This is a genomic window from Pantoea sp. X-Soil-YNGN-775, from assembly GCF_059730575.1.
In genome coordinates, this window is the sequence record NZ_AP035945.1 from 2,911,490 (window position 1) to 2,931,322 (window position 19,833).

The 19,833-nt window shown below is 60.7% G+C and carries 3 protein-coding genes; all 3 read right to left on the reverse strand.

Annotated elements, in window-relative coordinates:
• Nucleotides 1–4: 4 nt before the first annotated feature.
• Nucleotides 5–2,197: a type I secretion system permease/ATPase gene (locus AC6I8I_RS13575; RefSeq protein ID WP_497827968.1), complete on the reverse strand. Its 2,193-nt coding sequence runs from the start codon at nucleotides 2,195–2,197 to the stop codon at nucleotides 5–7.
• 87 nt (nucleotides 2,198–2,284) lie between these two features.
• Nucleotides 2,285–3,739, reverse strand: coding sequence for a TolC family protein (locus AC6I8I_RS13580; RefSeq protein WP_497827969.1), 1,455 nt, complete (start codon nucleotides 3,737–3,739; stop codon nucleotides 2,285–2,287).
• Between the two features lie 224 nt (nucleotides 3,740–3,963).
• On the reverse strand, nucleotides 3,964–19,812 hold the full coding sequence (locus tag AC6I8I_RS13585; protein WP_497827970.1) for an Ig-like domain-containing protein: 15,849 nt from the start codon (nucleotides 19,810–19,812) through the stop codon (nucleotides 3,964–3,966).
• Between the last annotated feature and the right edge of the window lie 21 nt (nucleotides 19,813–19,833).

Sequence of the window (19,833 nt, forward strand, 5' to 3'; positions counted from 1 at the left end):
TCACCTATGCCGCCACCGGCTTACCTTCTACAACATTTGGCTTTGCGGAAGCACGAAGCACTGAGGCCGCCGGGATATTGCCATCGTTAAGCATGGCGACGATCTCCTCTTTCGGGCCATCGGCCACCTTCATGCCCTCGTCCATGACGATAATGCGATCCACATACTTCAGCACCGCCGGGCGATGGGTCACGATCACCACGGTACGCCCTTCCATTGCAGGCACCAGCGCCTGAAGCACCATGCGTTCCGAGCCCATGTCCATGCCGGAGGTAGGTTCATCCAGCAGCAGCACATCCGGCTCGGTCAGCAGCGCACGGGCCAGCGCGATCGCCTGTTTTTGCCCGCCGGAGAGCGTCTCGCCTCGTTCCCCCACCGGCATCCCGAAGCCCATCGGATGGCGGGAGACGATCTCGCTCACGCCGGTCATCTGCGCCACGCGCATCATCTCTTCATCGCTGGCCCAGGGCGCGCCCATCAGCAGGTTGTCGCGCAGCGTACCGAACATCAGGCGCGGCTCCTGGTTCACCAGCGCAATCCTTGAGCGCAGCTCACCCTTTTCAATCTGGTTGATATCGACGCCGCTAATTTTGACGCTGCCCCCTACCGGCTCATACAGTCCAACCAGCAGGCGCAACAGAGACGATTTACCGCTGCCCATTTTGCCGAGGATGGCAACCCGCTCTCCGGGGCGTAAAGTCAGATCCAGACGGTCAACCACCGCCGGCAGCTCTTTGCGGTAGCTGAAACTCAGATCCTGACAAACGATCTCCGTCGGGCTGCCCTGCGGAAGCTGCATATAGACTTTTTCTTTTTCGCGTTCGGTCGGCGTTTTCATCAGCTTGTTCAGAATATCGAGCGAGGTTTTAGCCTGCTGGATGCGCAGCCCCAGCGCCGCAAGAGTGGCGATAGGCATAACGGCGCGCCCCATCAGCGTCATGGTGGCGATAATGCCACCCATCGAGATCTCACCGTCCCCCACCAGATATGCCCCCCAGAGCAGCAGCAGCACCGTGCCAAATTGCTGAGTGGTCTGGATCATGCTCGATCCCATCGTCGACAGAAAACGGGACTTCATGGAGACAGCGGAGAGTTTTACGCTGGCGATATCGTGCTTGCCGGATACCAGGTTCTCGGCACGCAGCGCTTTGATCGTTTCAAGGTTATCCAGCGTCTCTATTACCAGGCCATAGCGGTTGCTGCCGATTTTTATCGATTCTTCCGCGTGGCGTTTCAGCGGGAGCTGCATCAGCAGCACCATGCTGACGATAGCCACTAAAATCAGGATCACGCACCAGACGAGCGGTCCGGCAACCATATGGATAACCAGTAAAAAGAGCAGAACAAAAGGCAGATCCGCCACCGTGGTAAGCGCCGCCGAGGTGGTCAGCTCCCGCACGCTCTCAAAGCTCTGCATGATGTTGCCAAATGCGCCACTGGACTGGGCACGGTTCTCCATCTTGCCCTGCAAAACGTGACGGAAAATCTGCGCCCCGAGGATAAGGTCGATTTTCTTTCCGGCCCGGTCGGTGACCCACGCCCGCGCCACGCGCGCAGCCAGCTCAAAGAGCAGCGCCAGCATGACGCCAATCGCCATCGTCCAAAGGGTGACATAAGTCTGATTGGGCAATACGCGGTTATAGACAGTCATGGTAAAGATGGACATCGCCAGCACCAGCACGTTGATCACCACAGAGAGCGCCGCCGCCTCAAAGATGTAGCGTTTAAAGCGCCAGAGCGTATGCCAGAACCAGTGCTTCCCGGTGAGCTGCACCAGGTCTTCCGCGCGATGGTCCATATGGGCTTTTGGCCGCATCAGCAGCATCTCACCCCGGTAGTGACGCATCACCTCTTCCGTTTCGATGGCGACCGGCTGGCTGCCCAGCAACGGCAGGATCATGCGGCACTGCTCAGCATCGTAATGGGTCAGCACCGCGTAGCTGTCCTGATAGCGGATAACCGCAGGCAGCAAAAAGGGTTTCACATCCATTAAGGCAATCTGCCGCCAGGCCGACGTCATACTGCGTCGCTGCAGCACCAGGCTGGCCCACTTTTTCTGTTGATCGGGCTGGCTGCTGTCAGGGCAGCACGGCATACCGTCGGTGATTTCGCTGAGGGTTAAGCGCACGTCGAATAGCCGCAGCGCGTTCTGTAGTGCCATCGGCAGGCTGACATCCGATGCCTCGTGCGATGTCATCGCCTCCTCACCATCAGATCGTCGCGGAGAAAGTGTTTGCTGTGTCTCTAAAATTGTCATGTCCTGTTTCTCTTTTTACTGCCCATTTCACGGCCATGCGTGCAACGCATTCTGCGCAACATTGGTCTCTTTCTGGCTTTTAGGGATGAAAGCGCTCTGCTGAAGCTGAGACTCTGACGCGATCAACGGTGTACGGGTGGAAGCGCTTTTCGCCTCCACCGCTTTTTTAAAGGCTTCGATATCTTTTTCGTCGGCCAACCTGATGTTTTGCCGCGTATCGGCGGCAACCTGCGCATTAATCGTGCTGGTGGCAACCGCCGCCCGTTCTTTTCTGCTCTGCGCAGAGGTTGCCAGCGGCGCGCCGGGCAGCGCCGGGACGGTTTTCGCCAGATCGCTCATCTTTCCCAGAGAGGCCACAATCTGCCACTGGGCGGCGGCGTACTGCACCTTCTGCTCCTCAAGGCTTGCCAGACTGGAGTAGTAATCCGTAGCAAAGGAGATCAGATCGGTCAGGGGCCGTTGGCTGGCAAAGAACTGCACTTCACCCGCTTTCCAGGTTTTCAGGGCGGATTCAGACTGCTGTTTCAGGGCATTGATCTGCTGCTGGCGTAGCGGCAGTGAAATCCAGAGCTGCTCCAGCTGCTGCCGAAGCGAACGCAGGGAGGCATCCATATCCTGCTCCGCAGAGGCCAGGCGCTGGGTCTGCCCTTTCACCGCCGCCCCGCCCGCCCCACCGTCCCAGAGATTGATATCGCTGCTCACCTGAAGGGTGGCCCCCTTAAACAGCTCCATTTCGCCATTATTACGCGGGCTATCCAGGCTCAGCTGTACATTCCACTGAGGACGATTCCACCTGGAGGCGAGCTGCAACGCCGCCCGCGCTTCGTCGCGTTTGTAGCGGTATGCCGTGTAAGTGGGGTTGTCCATCAACGCTTTCAGAGCGATATCCAGATTTTCAGGCAGCAACCCGGCCTGTTTCAGGTCGGGCAGTTCGCTGGTGAGGGCAATGTTTCTGTTAAGCAGCAGTGAAAGCTGCTTCCAGGATTGTTGCAGGGTGGTATTGCTGCTCTCGCGGGTCGCGACCACGGAGTTTAAGCGCGTGGCGACCTGGTTGATCTCCGATGCTCGTCCGGAGTCAATGCTCGCAATGGTTTTTACCCGTTGCAGCAGATCGTTAAGAGCGGCAATCTCCTGATCGAGGATCGCCACGACTTTGGCGTTGGTCACCGCCGAGGTGAACAGGGTCAACGCCTGCTGGTTAAGGGTTTCGCGGGTCGCCATCACCTGGGCGCGCTGCATCGAAAACGCCGCCTCTTTACCCTGAACCGTATCGTCGGTACGTCCGTGATCGTAGAGCACCTTGCTGATGCTGATATGCGGCGCAATAAGATTATTTTCATAACCCGGCTGCCCGGAATAGGCCGTGGAACTTAACCCGGCACTTAACTGAAGGCTATTTCCCGCTTTTGCCTGCTCAATATCAAAATAAGCAGCGTTGGCTGAAGAGACCGCAGACTGAATGGAAGGATGATCTGCCGTCATCCGTAAAATATCAATAAATTCGGTCGCATTCGTTTTAAATGCAGGGGAAACAAACAGAATAGCAATAATAAATTTACAGGTGCTACTCTGCGAAAATTGCGCGATTACGGACCGTTTCATAATTCCCTTATTCCCTTAAAAGTGCAAAAGGCTAATAAATTGCGAAAAGATTTTTACAAAGACAGTCCTTAAGGCGGTGGCCGAAGCCACCGCCCTGGTGCTGCTTACACTACATTAAGGCCATGCTGAATCATCAGCTTAACGGTCGTATCATCGTTATGAACGTACACATCATAAGTCACACCTTGATCGTTTTCGGACGTTGAAGCCGTCCAGCCAGATTTATCGATGCTGACCGTATCACGTGCGCCGCTCGTATTTGAGTCGCCGTCGTCACCGGTAATTTTCAGTACGTGTTCACTCTCTCCATTATCTTTTGTCATTTCGAGAACATCGTTCGCGCTAATAACCAATGTCTGCGCGGCGTTATTCCCCATGTGGATAGTTTCGATGCCGGTAATTTTCGACGAAACGCTGCCCAGTTCGAAATTATTATTCGAATCCCAGACCAACGTATCTTTCCCGTCCCCACCATCGATACTGGTAAAGGCGGTGCTGTTAATAAAGATGGTGTCATCCCCACCTTTACCGTCGATGGTAACCGCGCCGCGCCCATCCAGAGAATCGCTGCCTTCCGTACCGTTGAGGTACGACTGGGCAGGCTGATAATCAATATGGGTCACGCCATCACCAACATCGGAGAGGCCCAGCGTTTCAACCAGGTCAACCAGGCGGCCTTTAATAGCCGTACCGCTGCCGTCGCCTACCCCTTCATCCGTCCAGGTGACGTAGAGCTGTCCCCCTTCCGTAAAGGTGGCGCTGACATCAACCTGATCGCCGTAGGTCAGCTGGTTGATTTGCATCTCCTGGCCTACTTTGTTGCCACTGGCGTCAAAGTCCTGGGCGTAGATACCGTAGGTACCCACCCCCGCATCGCCGTCGGTCGCCGAGACAAATACCGCCACAAAGCTCCCATCGGCACGGCTTACTACGGTTGGCAGATGCTGATCGCCAGCCGTATCGGTGTTGATGAGGAACTCATTCGACAGCGCTTTACCGCTTCCGTCGTAGATGCGTCCCCAGACGCTGTAGCCGCTCTGATCCGGCCCGCTGTTGTCGCTGGAGTCCCAGGTCACCACAAAGTTACCGTTATCCAGCGCCGCCACGGTGGCAGACGCCTGACCGCTCGCGGTCGTCTGGTTAACAATCGAGCTGGTTCCCACCGTATGCGTTGTGGGGTCATACATCACCATGCTGGTATCGTAATCATCGCCCAGTACGGCATAGGTGACGGCAATCTGACCGTTACCCAACTGTGCTACGGAAGGCAGAGCGCTCCATCCGGAACTGCTACCCAGCCACCCTGTCGTTAACCCGGTTGATGCCAGGGTAAACTCGTCGGTAACCGGCGAGTTATTCGCATCGTACTGGCGGGCGAATATCTTATACTCACTGCCGACAATAGCCTCCCAGACCACCATATAGCCACCGTCATCCAGCGAGGTGACATCCGGGTTCTGCTGGCTGGTCGCCCCAGCACCGGAACTGATATTAAACTCAGCACCGACTGCGGTAAGCCCGGTAATATTCCCGTCCTTATCATAGGCGTAGGTATATTGCTGGCCCTTGATGTAGTTAGCCCCGCCCGTTCCCGGACTGGCCCAGACGACTTCAATATTGCCGTTCTCCAGCACTACCGGCGTCAGCTGGTTACCCGTGGTGGTAGAGTTAACGGTAAACTCGCTGCCCACCGGCTGCCCTTTGGCATCCAGCATCTGGCCTTTGATGGCCGTACCGGAGCCGTCGCCGCTGGCGGAAACCCAGACTTCAAACAACCCGCCCGTCGGCAGCGAGACCACCTGAGAGTCGGTCTGGTCACCGGACGTGGTGGTGTTAACCGTAAACTCCGAGTAGTAGGCCGCGTTCGGGTCGATCACAATCCCTTCCACGCCCATCCCGCTGCCGTCCACGTTATCGGACTGCCAGGTGACATAGACGTTGCCGTCGTCAGTCAGGGTCGCATCCAGGATATGGGTGACGTCCGTGGAGTCCCCGCCGGTACCCTGGTTACCCAGCGTGGTGGTGTTGACGATAAACTCACGCCCCACCCTGTTGTCGTTGGCGTCAAAGCGCTGGGCATAAATCGCCGAGCCGTCGCCGTCGCCCCCTTCCGAGCCCCAGACCAGCAGGTAGCCGCCATCTTCCAGCGCCACGCCCACCGGCTTGTACTGCTTGCCCGTCGTGTAGCTGTTGACGATGAAGTCGCCGGTACCCTGCAAGGAGACCTTGCCGGTTTCGGCATCCACGGTGTAGTGCACCGCACGGATATCCGAGCCGTTCGCTCCGCTGTCGTTGGTATCCCAGTAGACCACGAAGCTGCCGTCCGCGAGGGTAAGCACATCCGGGTAGTTCTGGCTGGCGTCCATGGTGGTGTTCACCTGGAAGGCACTGCCCAGCGGTGTACCGTCCGCGTTGAAAATCTGCCCGACCACACCGGTGGAGCTGGTATCTGACGGGCCGCTCGCCGCGCTCCAGACGGTGATATACATCCCGCTGTGCGCCGCGTCGGTAAAGGCCGCCATTTCCGGTCCACCGGTACTGCCCATACTGGTGCCGGTCGCCACCACCACTTCGCCGGTGGTCGGCTCGTTATCAGCCCCGTAGGTGCGCTGGAAAATCGTCTTGCTATCACTCTCCCAGGTGATGATATAGCCGCCGTCATCCGTTGCCACAGCGCTCGCCATACGCTGGCTGCCCGCAGTAGTCACGTTCACCAGGAACTCATCGGTCATCGCCTGGCCGTCAGAGCCATAGCGACGAGCAATAACCCCATCCTGATCGTTATCCAGGCCGCCACCGTAAGATTCATAGACCACCAGGAAGCCGCCGTCTGCCAGGGCCACCACTTGTGGGCTATCCTGATCGCCGCTGGTACGCTGGTTGACCTGCTGCTCGGTACCAATCTTATGCACGCCATCTGCCTCATACAGCTGCATATAGACATCCATCTGCGACGTCAGAACACCTGTACTCGTCGTATCCTGCCAGATCACCACAATACGGCCGTCGGCCAGACGGGTGGTGGTCGGGTTAGCCTGGTCATTACCGGTAGTAGTATTGACCTGTGAACTTTCATTCAGCAGGTTGTAGTTATCCAGCGCCGAACCGCTGATCAGAACTGGCACACTCTGGTTACCCGTCGCATCTGTCGCAGAGATATAGCCGTTATCCCCGACGCCAAGTGGGTTAGGCTCGATGCTCCACGCCCCGGTGCTGTCGGCAACCGCGGTATGCTCAACGCCTTTGGCATCGGTCACCGTAACCGTCACACCCGGCTCGGTCTGGCCGCCCAGTTTATCCGCCGTATTGGCAGAGATACCCACGTTCGGCGGTACGGTGTCATCCCCGGTCTGGGTCGAGACGGTAGACGGTTGATAATCAATCAGCGTCGGATCGTCATTCTGCGGCGTCTGCTGCTCCAGCCCCAGCGTTTCCACCAGGTCAACGATGCGCCCTTTGATGGCCGATCCGTTGCCGTCCCCCACGCCCGAATCGGTCCAGGTGACATAGAGCTGTCCCCCTTCCAGGAAGGTGGCATCCACCTCTGTCTGATCGCCGTAGGTCAGCTGGTTAATACGCATCTGCTGGCCCACTTTATTGCCACTGGCATCAAAGAACTGGGCATAAATGCCATACGTATCGGCACCCGCATCGGCGTCGGTTGCCGAAACAAACACGGTGACAAAGCTGCCGTCCGGGCGGCTCACCACCTTCGCCAGATGCTGGTCGCCTTTGGTCGCGGTATTGATAAGGAACTCGTCCGATACCGCTTTACCTTCCGCGTCGTAGATACGTCCCCAGACGCTGTAGCCGTTCTGATCCGGTCCGCTGTTATCGTTAGAGTCCCAGGTCACCACGAAGTTACCGTTATCCAGCGCGCTCACGCTCGGTGATGCCTGATCGTTGGTCAGCGTCTGGTTGACGATGAACTCAGTTCCTACGGTCTGAGTAGACGGATCGTAGATGCGTACCGCCGAGTCATAACCCGTACCCTTCACGGTATAGGTAATGGCAAGCATACCGTTGTTCAGCGCGGTGACCGACGGCAGCGGTTCCCAATCGGCACCCACTAAGAAACCGCCAGTACTGAGGGTGGTGGATGTCAGAATCTGCTGATCGGCTACCGGAGCTCCCTCGGCATCGTACTGACGGCCATAGATCTGCCATGTACCGTTCACCGCGGCCTGCCAGACCACCATATAACCGCCATCTGCCAGGGGGGTTATAACCGGTTCCCCCTGGTTTGCTGCGGCAGTACCGTTATTGACGTTAAATTCAGCCCCGGAAGTAGCAACGCCGTTCACCGCGCCGTCACTATCGTAACTGTAAGCGAACTTCTGGCCTTTGATATAGCTACCGGATGACCAGACCACTTCGAAGGTGCCGTCTGCCAGCACCGCCACCTGCGGTGCGGTTTGATCCCCGGATGTCGTGGTGTTAACCACAAACTCTCCACCCACCGGCTGCCCTTTAGCATCCAGCATCTGGCCCATCACGCAGCTACCGGAGCCGTCGCCGCTGGCGGACTGCCAGACCACAATAGCGCCGCCGTCAGGCAGGGCCGCTACGGAGGAGACCGTTTGTGCGCCAGTAACGGTGGTGTTAACCGTAAATTCGGAGTAGTAGGCTGCATCCGGGTCGATCACGATACCGCTCACGCCCATCCCGCTGCCGTCCAGGTTATCGGTCTGCCAGGTGACGTAGACGTTACCGTCGGCGGTCAGGGTCGCATCCAGGATATGGGTGACGTCGACGGAATCCCCGCCGTAACCCTGGTTACCCAGCGTGGTGGTATTGACGATAAACTCACGCCCCACCCTGTGGTCGTTGGCGTCAAAGCGCTGGGCATAAATCGCCGAGCCGTCGCCGTCGCCCCCTTCCGAGCCCCAGACCAGCAGGTAGCCGCCATCTTCCAGCGCCACGCCCACCGGCTTGTACTGCTTGCCCGTCGTGTAGCTGTTGACGATGAAGTCGCCGGTTCCCTGCACGGTAACCTTGCCGGTTTCGGCATCCACGGTGTAGTGCACCGCGCGGATATCCGAGCCGTTCGCTCCGCTGTCGTTGGTATCCCAGTAGACCACGAAGCTGCCGTCCGCGAGGGTAAGCACATCCGGGTAGTTCTGGCTGGCGTCCATGGTGGTGTTCACCTGGAAGGCGCTGCCCAGCGGCTTGCCGTCCGCCCCGAAGAGCTGCCCGACCACACCGGTGGAGCTGGTATCTGACGGGCCGCTCGCCGCGCTCCAGACGGTGATATACATCCCGCTGTGCGCCGCGTCGGTAAAGGCCGCCATCTCCGGCCCGCCGCTACTGCCCATACCGGTGCCGGTCGCCACCACCACTTCGCCGGTGGTCGGCTGGTCATCGGCATCATAGGTACGCTGGAAAATCGTTTTGCTATCACTCTCCCAGGTGATGATATAGCCGCCGTTATCCGTTGCCACGGCACTCGCCATACGCTGGCTGCCCGCAGTAGTCACGTTCACCAGGAACTCATCGGTCATCGCCTGGCCGTCAGAGCCATAGCGACGAGCAATAACCCCATCCTGATCGTTATCCAGGCCGCCACCGTAAGATTCATAGACCACCAGGAAGCCGCCATCAGCCAGGGCCACCACCTGCGCGCTGTCCTGAGTGCCGCTGATGCGCTGGTTGATCTGCTGCTCGGTACCAATCTTATGCACGCCATCTGCCTCATAGAGCTGCATAAAGATGTCGGTTCCGGTGCCCGCCCCCTGCCAGATAACCACAATGCGGCCATCCGCCAGGCGGGTGGTGGTCGGGTTAGCCTGATCCCCCGCCGTAGTGGTATTGACCTGTGAACTTTCATTCAGCAGATCGTAACTTGCCAGCGCCGATCCCTGGAAGCTGACTGGATCCCCCACGTTGCCTGCCGGATCGGTGGCATAGATCTTGCCAGATTCACCTGCGGCAATAGGGTTTGGCGTAATGATCCAGCGGCCATCCTGGTTAGCCACGGCGGTAAACTTATCGCCGCTCGCGGTTTCAACAGTGACGAGCGCACCTGGCTCTGACTGACCCGCCAGCGAGTCGGCGGAGTTATCGGAGATACCCACGTTTGGCGCGGTGATATCCAGGATAAAGTTCCAGCTATCGGAAGGGTCGCTGACGTTCCCCGCCGCATCGGTCGCCGTGGCGGTGATGCTGTGCGTGCCTTCAACCAGGTTGGTGGTCGGGGTGTAGCTCCATTCGCCCGCGGCGTTCGCCGTCACGGTACCCAGGACGCTGGTGCCGTCATAAAGGGTAACGGTGCTACCCGCTTCCGCCGTTCCGGTTAAGGTCGGGGCTGGATCGTCGGTCATGTTCCCCTGCACTTTCGAGGTGTACTGCACCGTTCCGACATCATCCTCCAGGGAGGTGATAACCGGAGCTGCCGGTGGCGTACTGTCAATCGTCAGGGTAATGGTGGCCTGCGCGGTGTTATTCGCCGCATTGGTGGTTTCCGCCGTCCAGGTGTGGGTGCCGTCGGTGACGCCATCCAGCTGGAAGGTCCACTGGCCGCTGGCGTTCGCCACCGCCGTGCCCAGCACGGTGCTGGCCTCATCCCTGATGGTGACCGTTGCGCCCGGTGTGGCGGTACCCTGCAATTGCGGCGAGGTATCGTCGGTCAGGCCGTTGGTCAGTACCGCACCGGTGATGGTGCCCGCGTCGTCATTCGCCTGGTCGATCGTGAGTTCTACGGCGCTGCTGTCTACCGTGAAGTTCACCACCTCGCCCTGCGTTTCGTTGCCCGCCGCATCGGTGATTTTGGTTTTATAGCTGTGCTCGCCATCCGTCAGCGTACCCAGCGCCAGCGTCCAGTTGCCTTCAGCATCCACCACTACGTTACCGACCGGCGTCGTGCTGCCGTCCAGATAAACGCTGACAGTCGCCCCAGCTTCACCGGTACCGGTTAAGGTTGGAGAGCGGTCGTCGGTGGTTTCGCCTGGGGCGATCTCACCCTGCTTGTCCCCTTCGTCATCCATCAGGGTGGCAACGGCCACATCCGGCGCGACCGTATCGAGGATAATCGGGAAGCCGCCCGTTTCCGCCGAGGGAACACCTGCCGCATTTACGGCGGTCGCGGTCAGGGTATAGGCCCCATCATCGCCCAGCGCACTGGTGGTGATGCTCCAGCGACCATCCTTGTCAACCTGCCCTTCCCCTACCTGGACGCGGTTATTACTGCTGTCCGTCGCCCAGATCTGCACCGTCATGCCGGCACCTGCGGTACCGTTTACCGTCAGCGTACTGTCGTTGGTCGCCTGGCCCTTCTGCAGATAGCCGGTATCCGCATCTTCGCCCTGGGTATAGTCATCGCTGATACTTTCAATCGATGGCTGCGCCGGGGCGCTGGTCAGCAGGGAGAAGTCCCAGCTCTCATCAGCCGTACCGCTCGTCTGTGGCCCTTCGTTACCCGCTGCATCAACGGCTGACACAGTCAGCGCATGATCGCCGCTGTCCATCGCGCTACCCGGCGTGAAACTCCATGCCCCGGTAGTCTGATCCACCGGCACACTGCCGATTAACCTGCCGTTGTCATAGATGTTGACGCTCACTACGCCATCAGCCAGGCCAGCAGCGGTGATTTTACCGGCGTAGGTTGGCTGAGCATCGTCCGTGGTGCTGCCATCATCAATGCTGCCCTGAACCGGTCCGACGTTATCCGTCAGGGTGATGCTGCCCTCTTCAAAGGCATCTGCACCCGGCGCGGTGGTGTCGAGCGTGAAGTTCCACCCCTCGTCACCGGTGCCGCTCACCTGCGGCCCTTCATTGTTCGCGCTGTCCACGGCGGAGACGGTAAAGACGTGGTCGCCCGCCGCCAGATCGGTGTCCGGGGTGAAGCTCCAGGTGCCGTCCTCGCCCACCGGGGCGCTGCCGATCAGGGTGCCGTTGTCGTAGATATTGACGTGGTCAATATCGGCGGTGGCCTGGCCGCTGTAGGTCGGACGCGCATCGTTGGTGCTGCTGCCGTCGGCGATGGTACCGGTCACCGGTGCGACATCATCCGTCAGGCTGATGCTGCCATTCACAATACCGGAGGTGATGTTGTCCGGCGGCGTGATATCTGCCGGGCCGTCCACGACGGTGCTGTTGGTGTTGCCTGCCGGGTCGGTCGCCACCACGGTCGCGCCGGTATCCCCGGTTTCAAGCGGGTTCGGCTGGATGCTCCACTTACCTTCATCGTCAGCCACCACCGAGGTTTCGCTGCCGTCAGACGGATCGGTGATCGTCACGGTCGATCCCGGCTCTGCCGTGCCGCTGATCTCATCGGTGGTGTTAGTGACGATGGCCGGCGCCTCAATGCTGGTATCCAGCGTGAAGTCCCAGGCCGGGCTGTGGGCGCTTTCGTTGCCCGCCGCATCGGTGCTGGTGACCGTGATGGCGTGTTCTCCGTCCACCAGGTTAGTGGTCGGGGTGTAGCTCCATTCGCCGTCTTTATTGGCCGTCACGGTACCCAGCACACTGTCACCGTCATAGAGGGTGATGGTGGTCCCGGCATCCGCCGTGCCGCTGAAGGTGGGGGCCGGATCGTCGGTCACGCTGCCGGGGGTGGTGCTGGTCCCCTGAACCGTGCCCACATCGTCCGCCATCGCGGTAATCGCCGGTGCCGCCGGGGCGGTGCTGTCCACCGTCAGGGTGATGGTGGCCTGGGCGGTGTTATTCGCCGCATTGGTGGTTTCCGCCGTCCAGGTGTGGGTGCCATCAATGACACCGTCAAGCTGGAAGGTCCACTGGCCGCTGGCGTTCGCTACCGCCGTACCCAGCACGGTGCTGGCCTCATCCCTGATGGTGACCGTTGCGCCCGGTGTGGCGGTGCCCTGCAATTGCGGAGAGGTGTCGTCGGTCATGCCGCCGTTCAGTACCGCGCCGGTGATGGTGCCCGCGTCGTCGTTCGCCTGGTCGATCGTGAGTTCCACGGCGCTGCTGTCCACCGTGAAGTTCACCATCTCGCCCTGCGTTTCATTACCCGCTTCGTCGGTGATTTTGGTTTTATAGCTGTGCGCACCATCGGTCAGTGTACCCAGCGCCAGGCTCCAGTTGCCTTCGGCGTCCACCACCACGTTACCGACCGCCGTGCTGCTGCCGTCGAGATAGACGCTGACCGTCGCACCCGCCTCGCCGGTACCGCTCAGCGTCGGGGAGCGATCGTCCGTCACGCCACCGGCGGCCACGGCACCCTGTACCTCGCCCTGATCGTCATTGAGTACGGCGACCGCTGCTGCCGGTAAGGTGGTATCCAGCACAACCGGGAAGGCACCGGTTTCTGCGGAAGAGACGCCCGCCGCGTTAACCGCGGTCGCGGTCAGGTTATAGGTGCCGTCGGCACCCAGCGCGCTGGTGGTGATGCTCCAGCGGCTGTCTTCCCCTACCGTCCCCTCGCCTACCATGACGCGGTTACTGGCGCTGTCCGTTGCCCAGATCTGTACGGTCAGGCCCGGCGCACCGCTGCCGTTAAGGGTCAGGGTGGCGTCGTTGGTCGCCTGGCCCTTCTGTAACGTGCCGGTGTCCGCATCATCGCCCTGGGTATAGTCATCGACGATATTTTCAATCGACGGCTGGGCCGGGGCGCTGGTCAGCAGGGTGAAGTCCCAGCTGGCGTCGTCAGTGCCGGAGACCTGCGGGCCTTCGTTACCTGCGGCATCAACGGCGGAGACGGTCAGACCGTGGCCGCCGCTTGCCAGCGCAATATCCGGCGTGAAGCTCCAGCTGCCGTCCTCGCCCACCGGGGCGCTGCCAATCAGGGTGCCGTTGTCGTAGATATTGACGTGGCTGATATCCGCCGTCACTTTGCCGGCATAGGTCGGACGCGCATCGTCGGTGACGCTGCCGTCGGCGATGGAGCCGGTTACCGGGCCAACGTCATCCGTCAGGGTGATGCTGCCATCCACAATCCCGGAGGTGATGTTGGCCGGCGCGGTGGTATCCACGGTGAAGTCCCAGCTGCCGTCACCGGTGCCGCTGGTCTGCGGCCCTTCATTGTTCGCGCTGTCCACGGCGGAGACGGTAAAGACGTGGTCGCCCGCCGCCAGATCGGTACCCGGCGTAAAGCTCCAGGTGCCGTCCTCGCCCACCGGGGCGCTGCCGATCAGGTTGCCGTTGTCGTAGATATTGACGTGGTCAATATCGGCGGTGGCCTGGCCGCTGTAGGTCGGACGCGCATCGTTGGTGCTGCTGCCGTCGGCGATGGTACCGGTCACCGGTGCGACATCATCCGTCAGGCTGATGCTGCCATTCACAATACCGGAGGTGATGTTGTCCGGCGGCGTGATATCTGCCGGGCCGTCCACGACGGTGCTGTTGGTGTTGCCTGCCGGGTCGGTCGCCACCACGGTCGCGCCGGTATCCCCGGTTTCAAGCGGGTTCGGCTGGATGCTCCATTTACCTTCATCGTCAGCCACCACCGAGGTTTCGCTGCCGTCAGACGGATCGGTGATCGTCACGGTCGATCCCGGCTCTGCCGTGCCGCTGATTTCATCGGTGGTGTTAGTGATGATGGCCGGCGCCTCAATGCTGGTATCCAGCGTGAAGTCCCAGGCCGGGCTGTGGGCGCTTTCGTTGCCCGCCGCATCGGTGCTGGTGACCGTGATGGCGTGTTCTCCGTCCACCAGGTTAGTGGTCGGGGTGTAGCTCCATTCGCCGTCTTTATTGGCCGTCACGGTACCCAGCACACTGTCACCGTCATAGAGGGTGATGGTGGTCCCGGCATCCGCCGTGCCGCTGAAGGTGGGGGCCGGATCGTCGGTCACGCTGCCGGGGGTGGTGCTGGTCCCCTGAACCGTGCCCACATCGTCCGCCATCGCGGTAATCGCCGGTGCCGCCGGGGCGGTGCTGTCCACCGTCAGGGTGATGGTGGCCTGGGCGGTGTTGCCCGTGCCGCTGGTCACTTCCGCCGTCCAGGTATGCTCGCCATCGGCAACGCCATCCAGCTGGAAGGTCCACTTGCCATCCGCACCCGCCACGGCCGTACCCAGCACGGTGCTGGCCTCATCCCTGATGGTGACCGTCGCGCCCGCCGTCGTGGTGCCCTGCAGTTCCGGAGAGGTGTCGTCGGTCATGCCGCCGTTCAGTACCGCGCCGGTGATGGTGCCCGCGTCGTCGTTCGCCTGGTCGATCGTGAGTTCCACGGCGCTGCTGTCCACCGTGAAGTTCACCACCTCGCCACGGGTTTCATTGCCCGCCTCGTCGGTGATCTTCGTCTGGTAGCTGTGCGCGCCATCGGTCAGCGTGGCCAGCGCCAGGCTCCAGGTACCATCCTGAGCCACGACCACACTGCCTGCCGCCGTGCTGCTGCCGTCGAGATAGACGCTGACCGTCGCACCCGCCTCGCCGGTACCGCTCAGCGTCGGGGAGCGATCGTCCGTCACGCCACCGGCGGCCACGGCACCCTGTACCTCGCCCTGATCGTCATTGAGTACGGCGACCGCTGCTGCCGGTAAGGTGGTATCCAGCACAACCGGGAAGGCACCGGTTTCTGCGGAAGAGACGCCCGCCGCGTTAACCGCGGTCGCGGTCAGGTTATAGGTGCCGTCGGCACCCAGCGCGCTGGTGGTGATGCTCCAGCGGCTGTCTTCCCCTACCGTCCCCTCGCCTACCATGACGCGGTTACTGGCGCTGTCCGTTGCCCAGATCTGTACGGTCAGGCCCGGCGCACCGCTGCCGTTAAGGGTCAGGGTGGCGTCGTTGGTCGCCTGGCCCTTCTGTAACGTGCCGGTGTCCGCATCATCGCCCTGGGTATAGTCATCGACGATATTTTCAATCGACGGCTGGGCCGGGGCGCTGGTCAGCAGGGTGAAGTCCCAGCTGGCGTCGTCAGTGCCGGAGACCTGCGGGCCTTCGTTACCTGCGGCATCAACGGCGGAGACGGTCAGACCGTGGCCGCCGCTTGCCAGCGCAATATCCGGCGTGAAGCTCCAGCTGCCGTCCTCGCCCACCGGGGCGCTGCCAATCAGGGTGCCGTTGTCGTAGATATTGACGTGGCTGATATCCGCCGTCACTTTGCCGGCATAGGTCGGACGCGCATCGTCGGTGACGCTGCCGTCGGCGATGGAGCCGGTTACCGGGCCAACGTCATCCGTCAGGGTGATGCTGCCATCCACAACCCCGGAGGTGATGTTGTCCGGCGCGGTGGTATCCACGGTGAAGTCCCAGCTACCGTCACCGGTGCCGCTGGTCTGCGGACCTTCCTGACCCGCCTTGTCCACGGCGGCCACGGTCAGGGAGTGATCCCCTTCCGCCAGATCGGTATCCGGCGTAAAGCTCCAGGAACCATCCTCGCCCACCGGGGCGCTGCCAATCAGGGTGCCGTTGTCGTAGATATTGACGTGGTCGATATCGTCGGTGGCCTGACCTGCAAAGGTCGGACGGGTGTCATCCGTGGTACCGCCGTCGACGATCGGGCCGGTTACCGGGCCAACATCGTCGGTCAGCCCCAGCGAACCATCCACAATACCGGAGGTGATGTTGTCCGGCGCGGTGGTGTCGAGGGTGAAGTTCCAGGCCGCATCATCGGTGCCGCTGACCTGCGGACCTTCCTGGCCCGCCTTGTCCACCGCCGCTGCGGTAAAGGCGTGGTCGCCCGCCGCCAGATCGGTGTCCGGGGTAAAGCTCCAGGAGCCATCCTCACCTACCGGGGCGCTGCCAATCAGGGTGCCGTTGTCATAGATATTGACGTGATCGATATCCGCCGTCACTTTGCCGGTATAGGTCGGACGCGTGTCGTCGGTGACGCTGCCGTCAGCGATGGAGCCGATAACGCTGCCCACATCGTCAACCAGATCCAGCGAGCCGCTGACGATACCGGAGGTGATGTTGTCCGGCACGGTGGTGTCCACGGTGAAGTCCCAGCTGCCGTCACCGGTGCCGCTGGTCTGCGGACCTTCCTGACCCGCCTTGTCCACGGCCGCTACCGTCAGGGAGTGATCCCCTTCCGCCAGATCGGTATCCGGCGTGAAGCTCCAGCTGCCGTCCTCGCCCACCGGGGCGCTGCCGATCAGGGTGCCGTTGTCGTAGATATTGACGTGGTCGATATCGTCGGTGGCCTGACCTGCAAAGGTCGGACGGGTGTCATCGGTGGTGTCACCGTCGGCAATCGGGCCGGTCACCGGGCCAACATCGTCGGTCAGCCCCAGCGAGCCATCCACAATACCGGAGGTGATGTTGTCCGGCACGGTGGTGTCCACGGTGAAGTCCCAGCTACCGTCACCGGTGCCGCTGGTCTGCGGACCTTCCTGACCCGCCTTGTCCACGGCCGCTACCGTCAGGGAGTGATCCCCTTCCGCCAGATCGGTATCCGGCGTGAAGCTCCAGCTGCCGTCCCCGCCCACCGGCGCGCTGCCGATCAGGGTGCCGTTGTCGTAGATATTGACGTGGTCGATATCGTCGGTGGCCTGACCTGCAAAGGTCGGACGGGTGTCATCGGTGGTGTCACCGTCGGCAATCGGGCCGGTCACCGGGCCAACATCGTCGGTCAGCCCCAGCGAGCCATCCACAATACCGGAGGTGATGTTGTCCGGCACGGTGGTGTCCACGGTGAAGTCCCAGCTACCGTCACCGGTGCCGCTGGTCTGCGGACCTTCCTGGCCCGCCTTGTCCACGGCCGCCACGGTCAGGGAGTGATCCCCTTCCGCCAGATCGGTCTCCGGCGTAAAGCTCCAGCTGCCGTCCCCGCCCACCGGGGCGCTGCCGATCAGGGTGCCGTTGTCGTAGATATTGACGTGGTCGATATCGTCGGTGGCCTGACCTGCAAAGGTCGGACGGGTGTCATCGGTGGTGTCACCGTCGGCGATCGGCCCGGTCACCGGGCCAACATCGTCGGTCAGCCCCAGCGAGCCATCCACAATACCGGAGGTGATGTTGTCCGGCGCGGTGGTGTCCACGGTGAAGTCCCAGCTACCGTCACCGGTGCCGCTGGTCTGCGGACCTTCCTGGCCCGCCTTGTCCACGGCCGCCACGGTCAGGGAGTGATCCCCTTCCGCCAGATCGGTATCCGGCGTAAAGCTCCAGGAGCCGTCCCCGCCCACCGGGGCGCTGCCGATCAGGGTGCCGTTGTCGTAGATATTGACGTGGTCGATATCGTCGGTGGCCTGACCTGCAAAGGTCGGACGGGTGTCATCGGTGGTGTCACCGTCGGCAATCGGGCCGGTTACCGGGCCAACATCGTCGGTCAGCCCCAGCGAACCATCCACAATCCCGGAGGTGATGTTGTCAGGCGCGGTGGTGTCCACGGTGAAGTCCCAGCTGCCGTCACCGGTGCCGCTGGTCTGTGGGCCTTCGTTCCCGGCCTTATCCACCGGCGAAACGGTCAGGGAGTGATCCCCCTCGGCCAGATCGGTCTCCGGCGTAAAGCTCCAGCTGCCGTCCCCGCCCACCGGCGCGCTGCCGATCAGGTTGCCATTGTCATAGATATTGACGTGATCGATATCGTCGGTGGCCTTACCGGTGAAGGTTGGACGGGTATCATCGGTGGTATCGCCGTCAGCGATCGGGCCGGTTACCGGACCAGCATCGTCGATCAACCCTTCAGAACCATCCACGATCCCGGAGGTGGAGTTATCCGGCGCAATGGTATCCACCGTGAAGGACCAACTGCTGTCGGCGGTGCCGCTTAACTGCGGGCCTTCATTACCCCCTTTGTCCACCGCTGAAACGGTATATTCATGGGTAGAACCTTCCGCAAGGCTGGTCGTCGGCGTATAGCTCCAGGTACCGTCGCTTCCCACCGCTACGCTACTCACCAGGGTACCGTTATCGTAGATATTAACGTGATCGATATCGGCGGTGACCTTACCGGAGTAACCAGGACGGGTATCGTTTGTCACGCTGCCGTCGGCAATCACGCCGGTGACTGGCGCAACATCATCCGTCAGCGTAATAGAACCGGCGACAAGTCCAGAGGTGACATTGTCCGGCGCGGTAAGATCCGGCCGGTCAATTGAGATCGGTGGGGAGACGTTGCCAGCGGGATCTTCCGCCACAATCGTGACATTCTTATCCCCTTCATTGATGGGATTAGGCTGAATGCTCCAGTTGCCGTTTTCATCAGCGGTGACGGTGGTTGTGGTGCCATTATCGGGATCGGTAATGGTCACTTTAGAACCTGGCTCAGCCGTCCCAGCCAGCCCGCCATCATCGTTCTGCGTTAACACCGGAACCTCTGGCGCAGTGGTATCTTCATAGCTACCGGTCGCCGTGGTGGTATTGCCATCTGGAGCCGTTACCGTAACGGTAATAGTGCCGTTAGGCTGGGCAGCAGGCGCTTCAACCGCCCAGTTGCCATCTTTGTCGGTGGTGGTGGTCAGCGTCGTACCATCCGGCAGGGTAATGGTTACCGTGGAGTCCGGGCTGGAAGAGGTGCCGGAAAGCTCCGGGCGACCATCTTTATCCGCATCAGTGGCCGGATTAATGGTGACGCTCATGGGTGGTTTGCTGTGGCTTGAGCCATCGCCATCATCGGATGCCGCATAGGCAATACCGGCGATCCCGGCCGCTGCACCGCCCATCAGCAAGAAGGGCAGCCAGGCAAAGTTATTACCGTCAGCAACGGGATCGGCGATGCCTGAAGCCTCGCCGCCTAACGCCACCTGGCTCTCATGACCGTCAATCATGGCGGGCGGATAATCCGCTACATCGCCAGAGGTCGGAATATATTCGTAATATTGTCCATTTTCGGCCTGGCCGATTAAATGCACGCCATCATTGTCATAATAATCCTGTAAAATGACATCCGGAGCACCTTCGTCTCCGCCATCAAAAAATAAAATCAGATTATTTCCGACACGCTTAGTCGAAACCACCTGCGGCGCATGGCCGGTAGTTTCGTCAATAAGCTCAATATTATATTTTCCACTATGCGGCACCAGTATGACCGTAGCGGCATGTTTTCCTGCTGCGACTTCGTGAGACGAAATAATCCCTTTAGTCCCACGTAAATTAATTTTTACCATGGTAACCATTTTTTATCCTTATCTAGCATA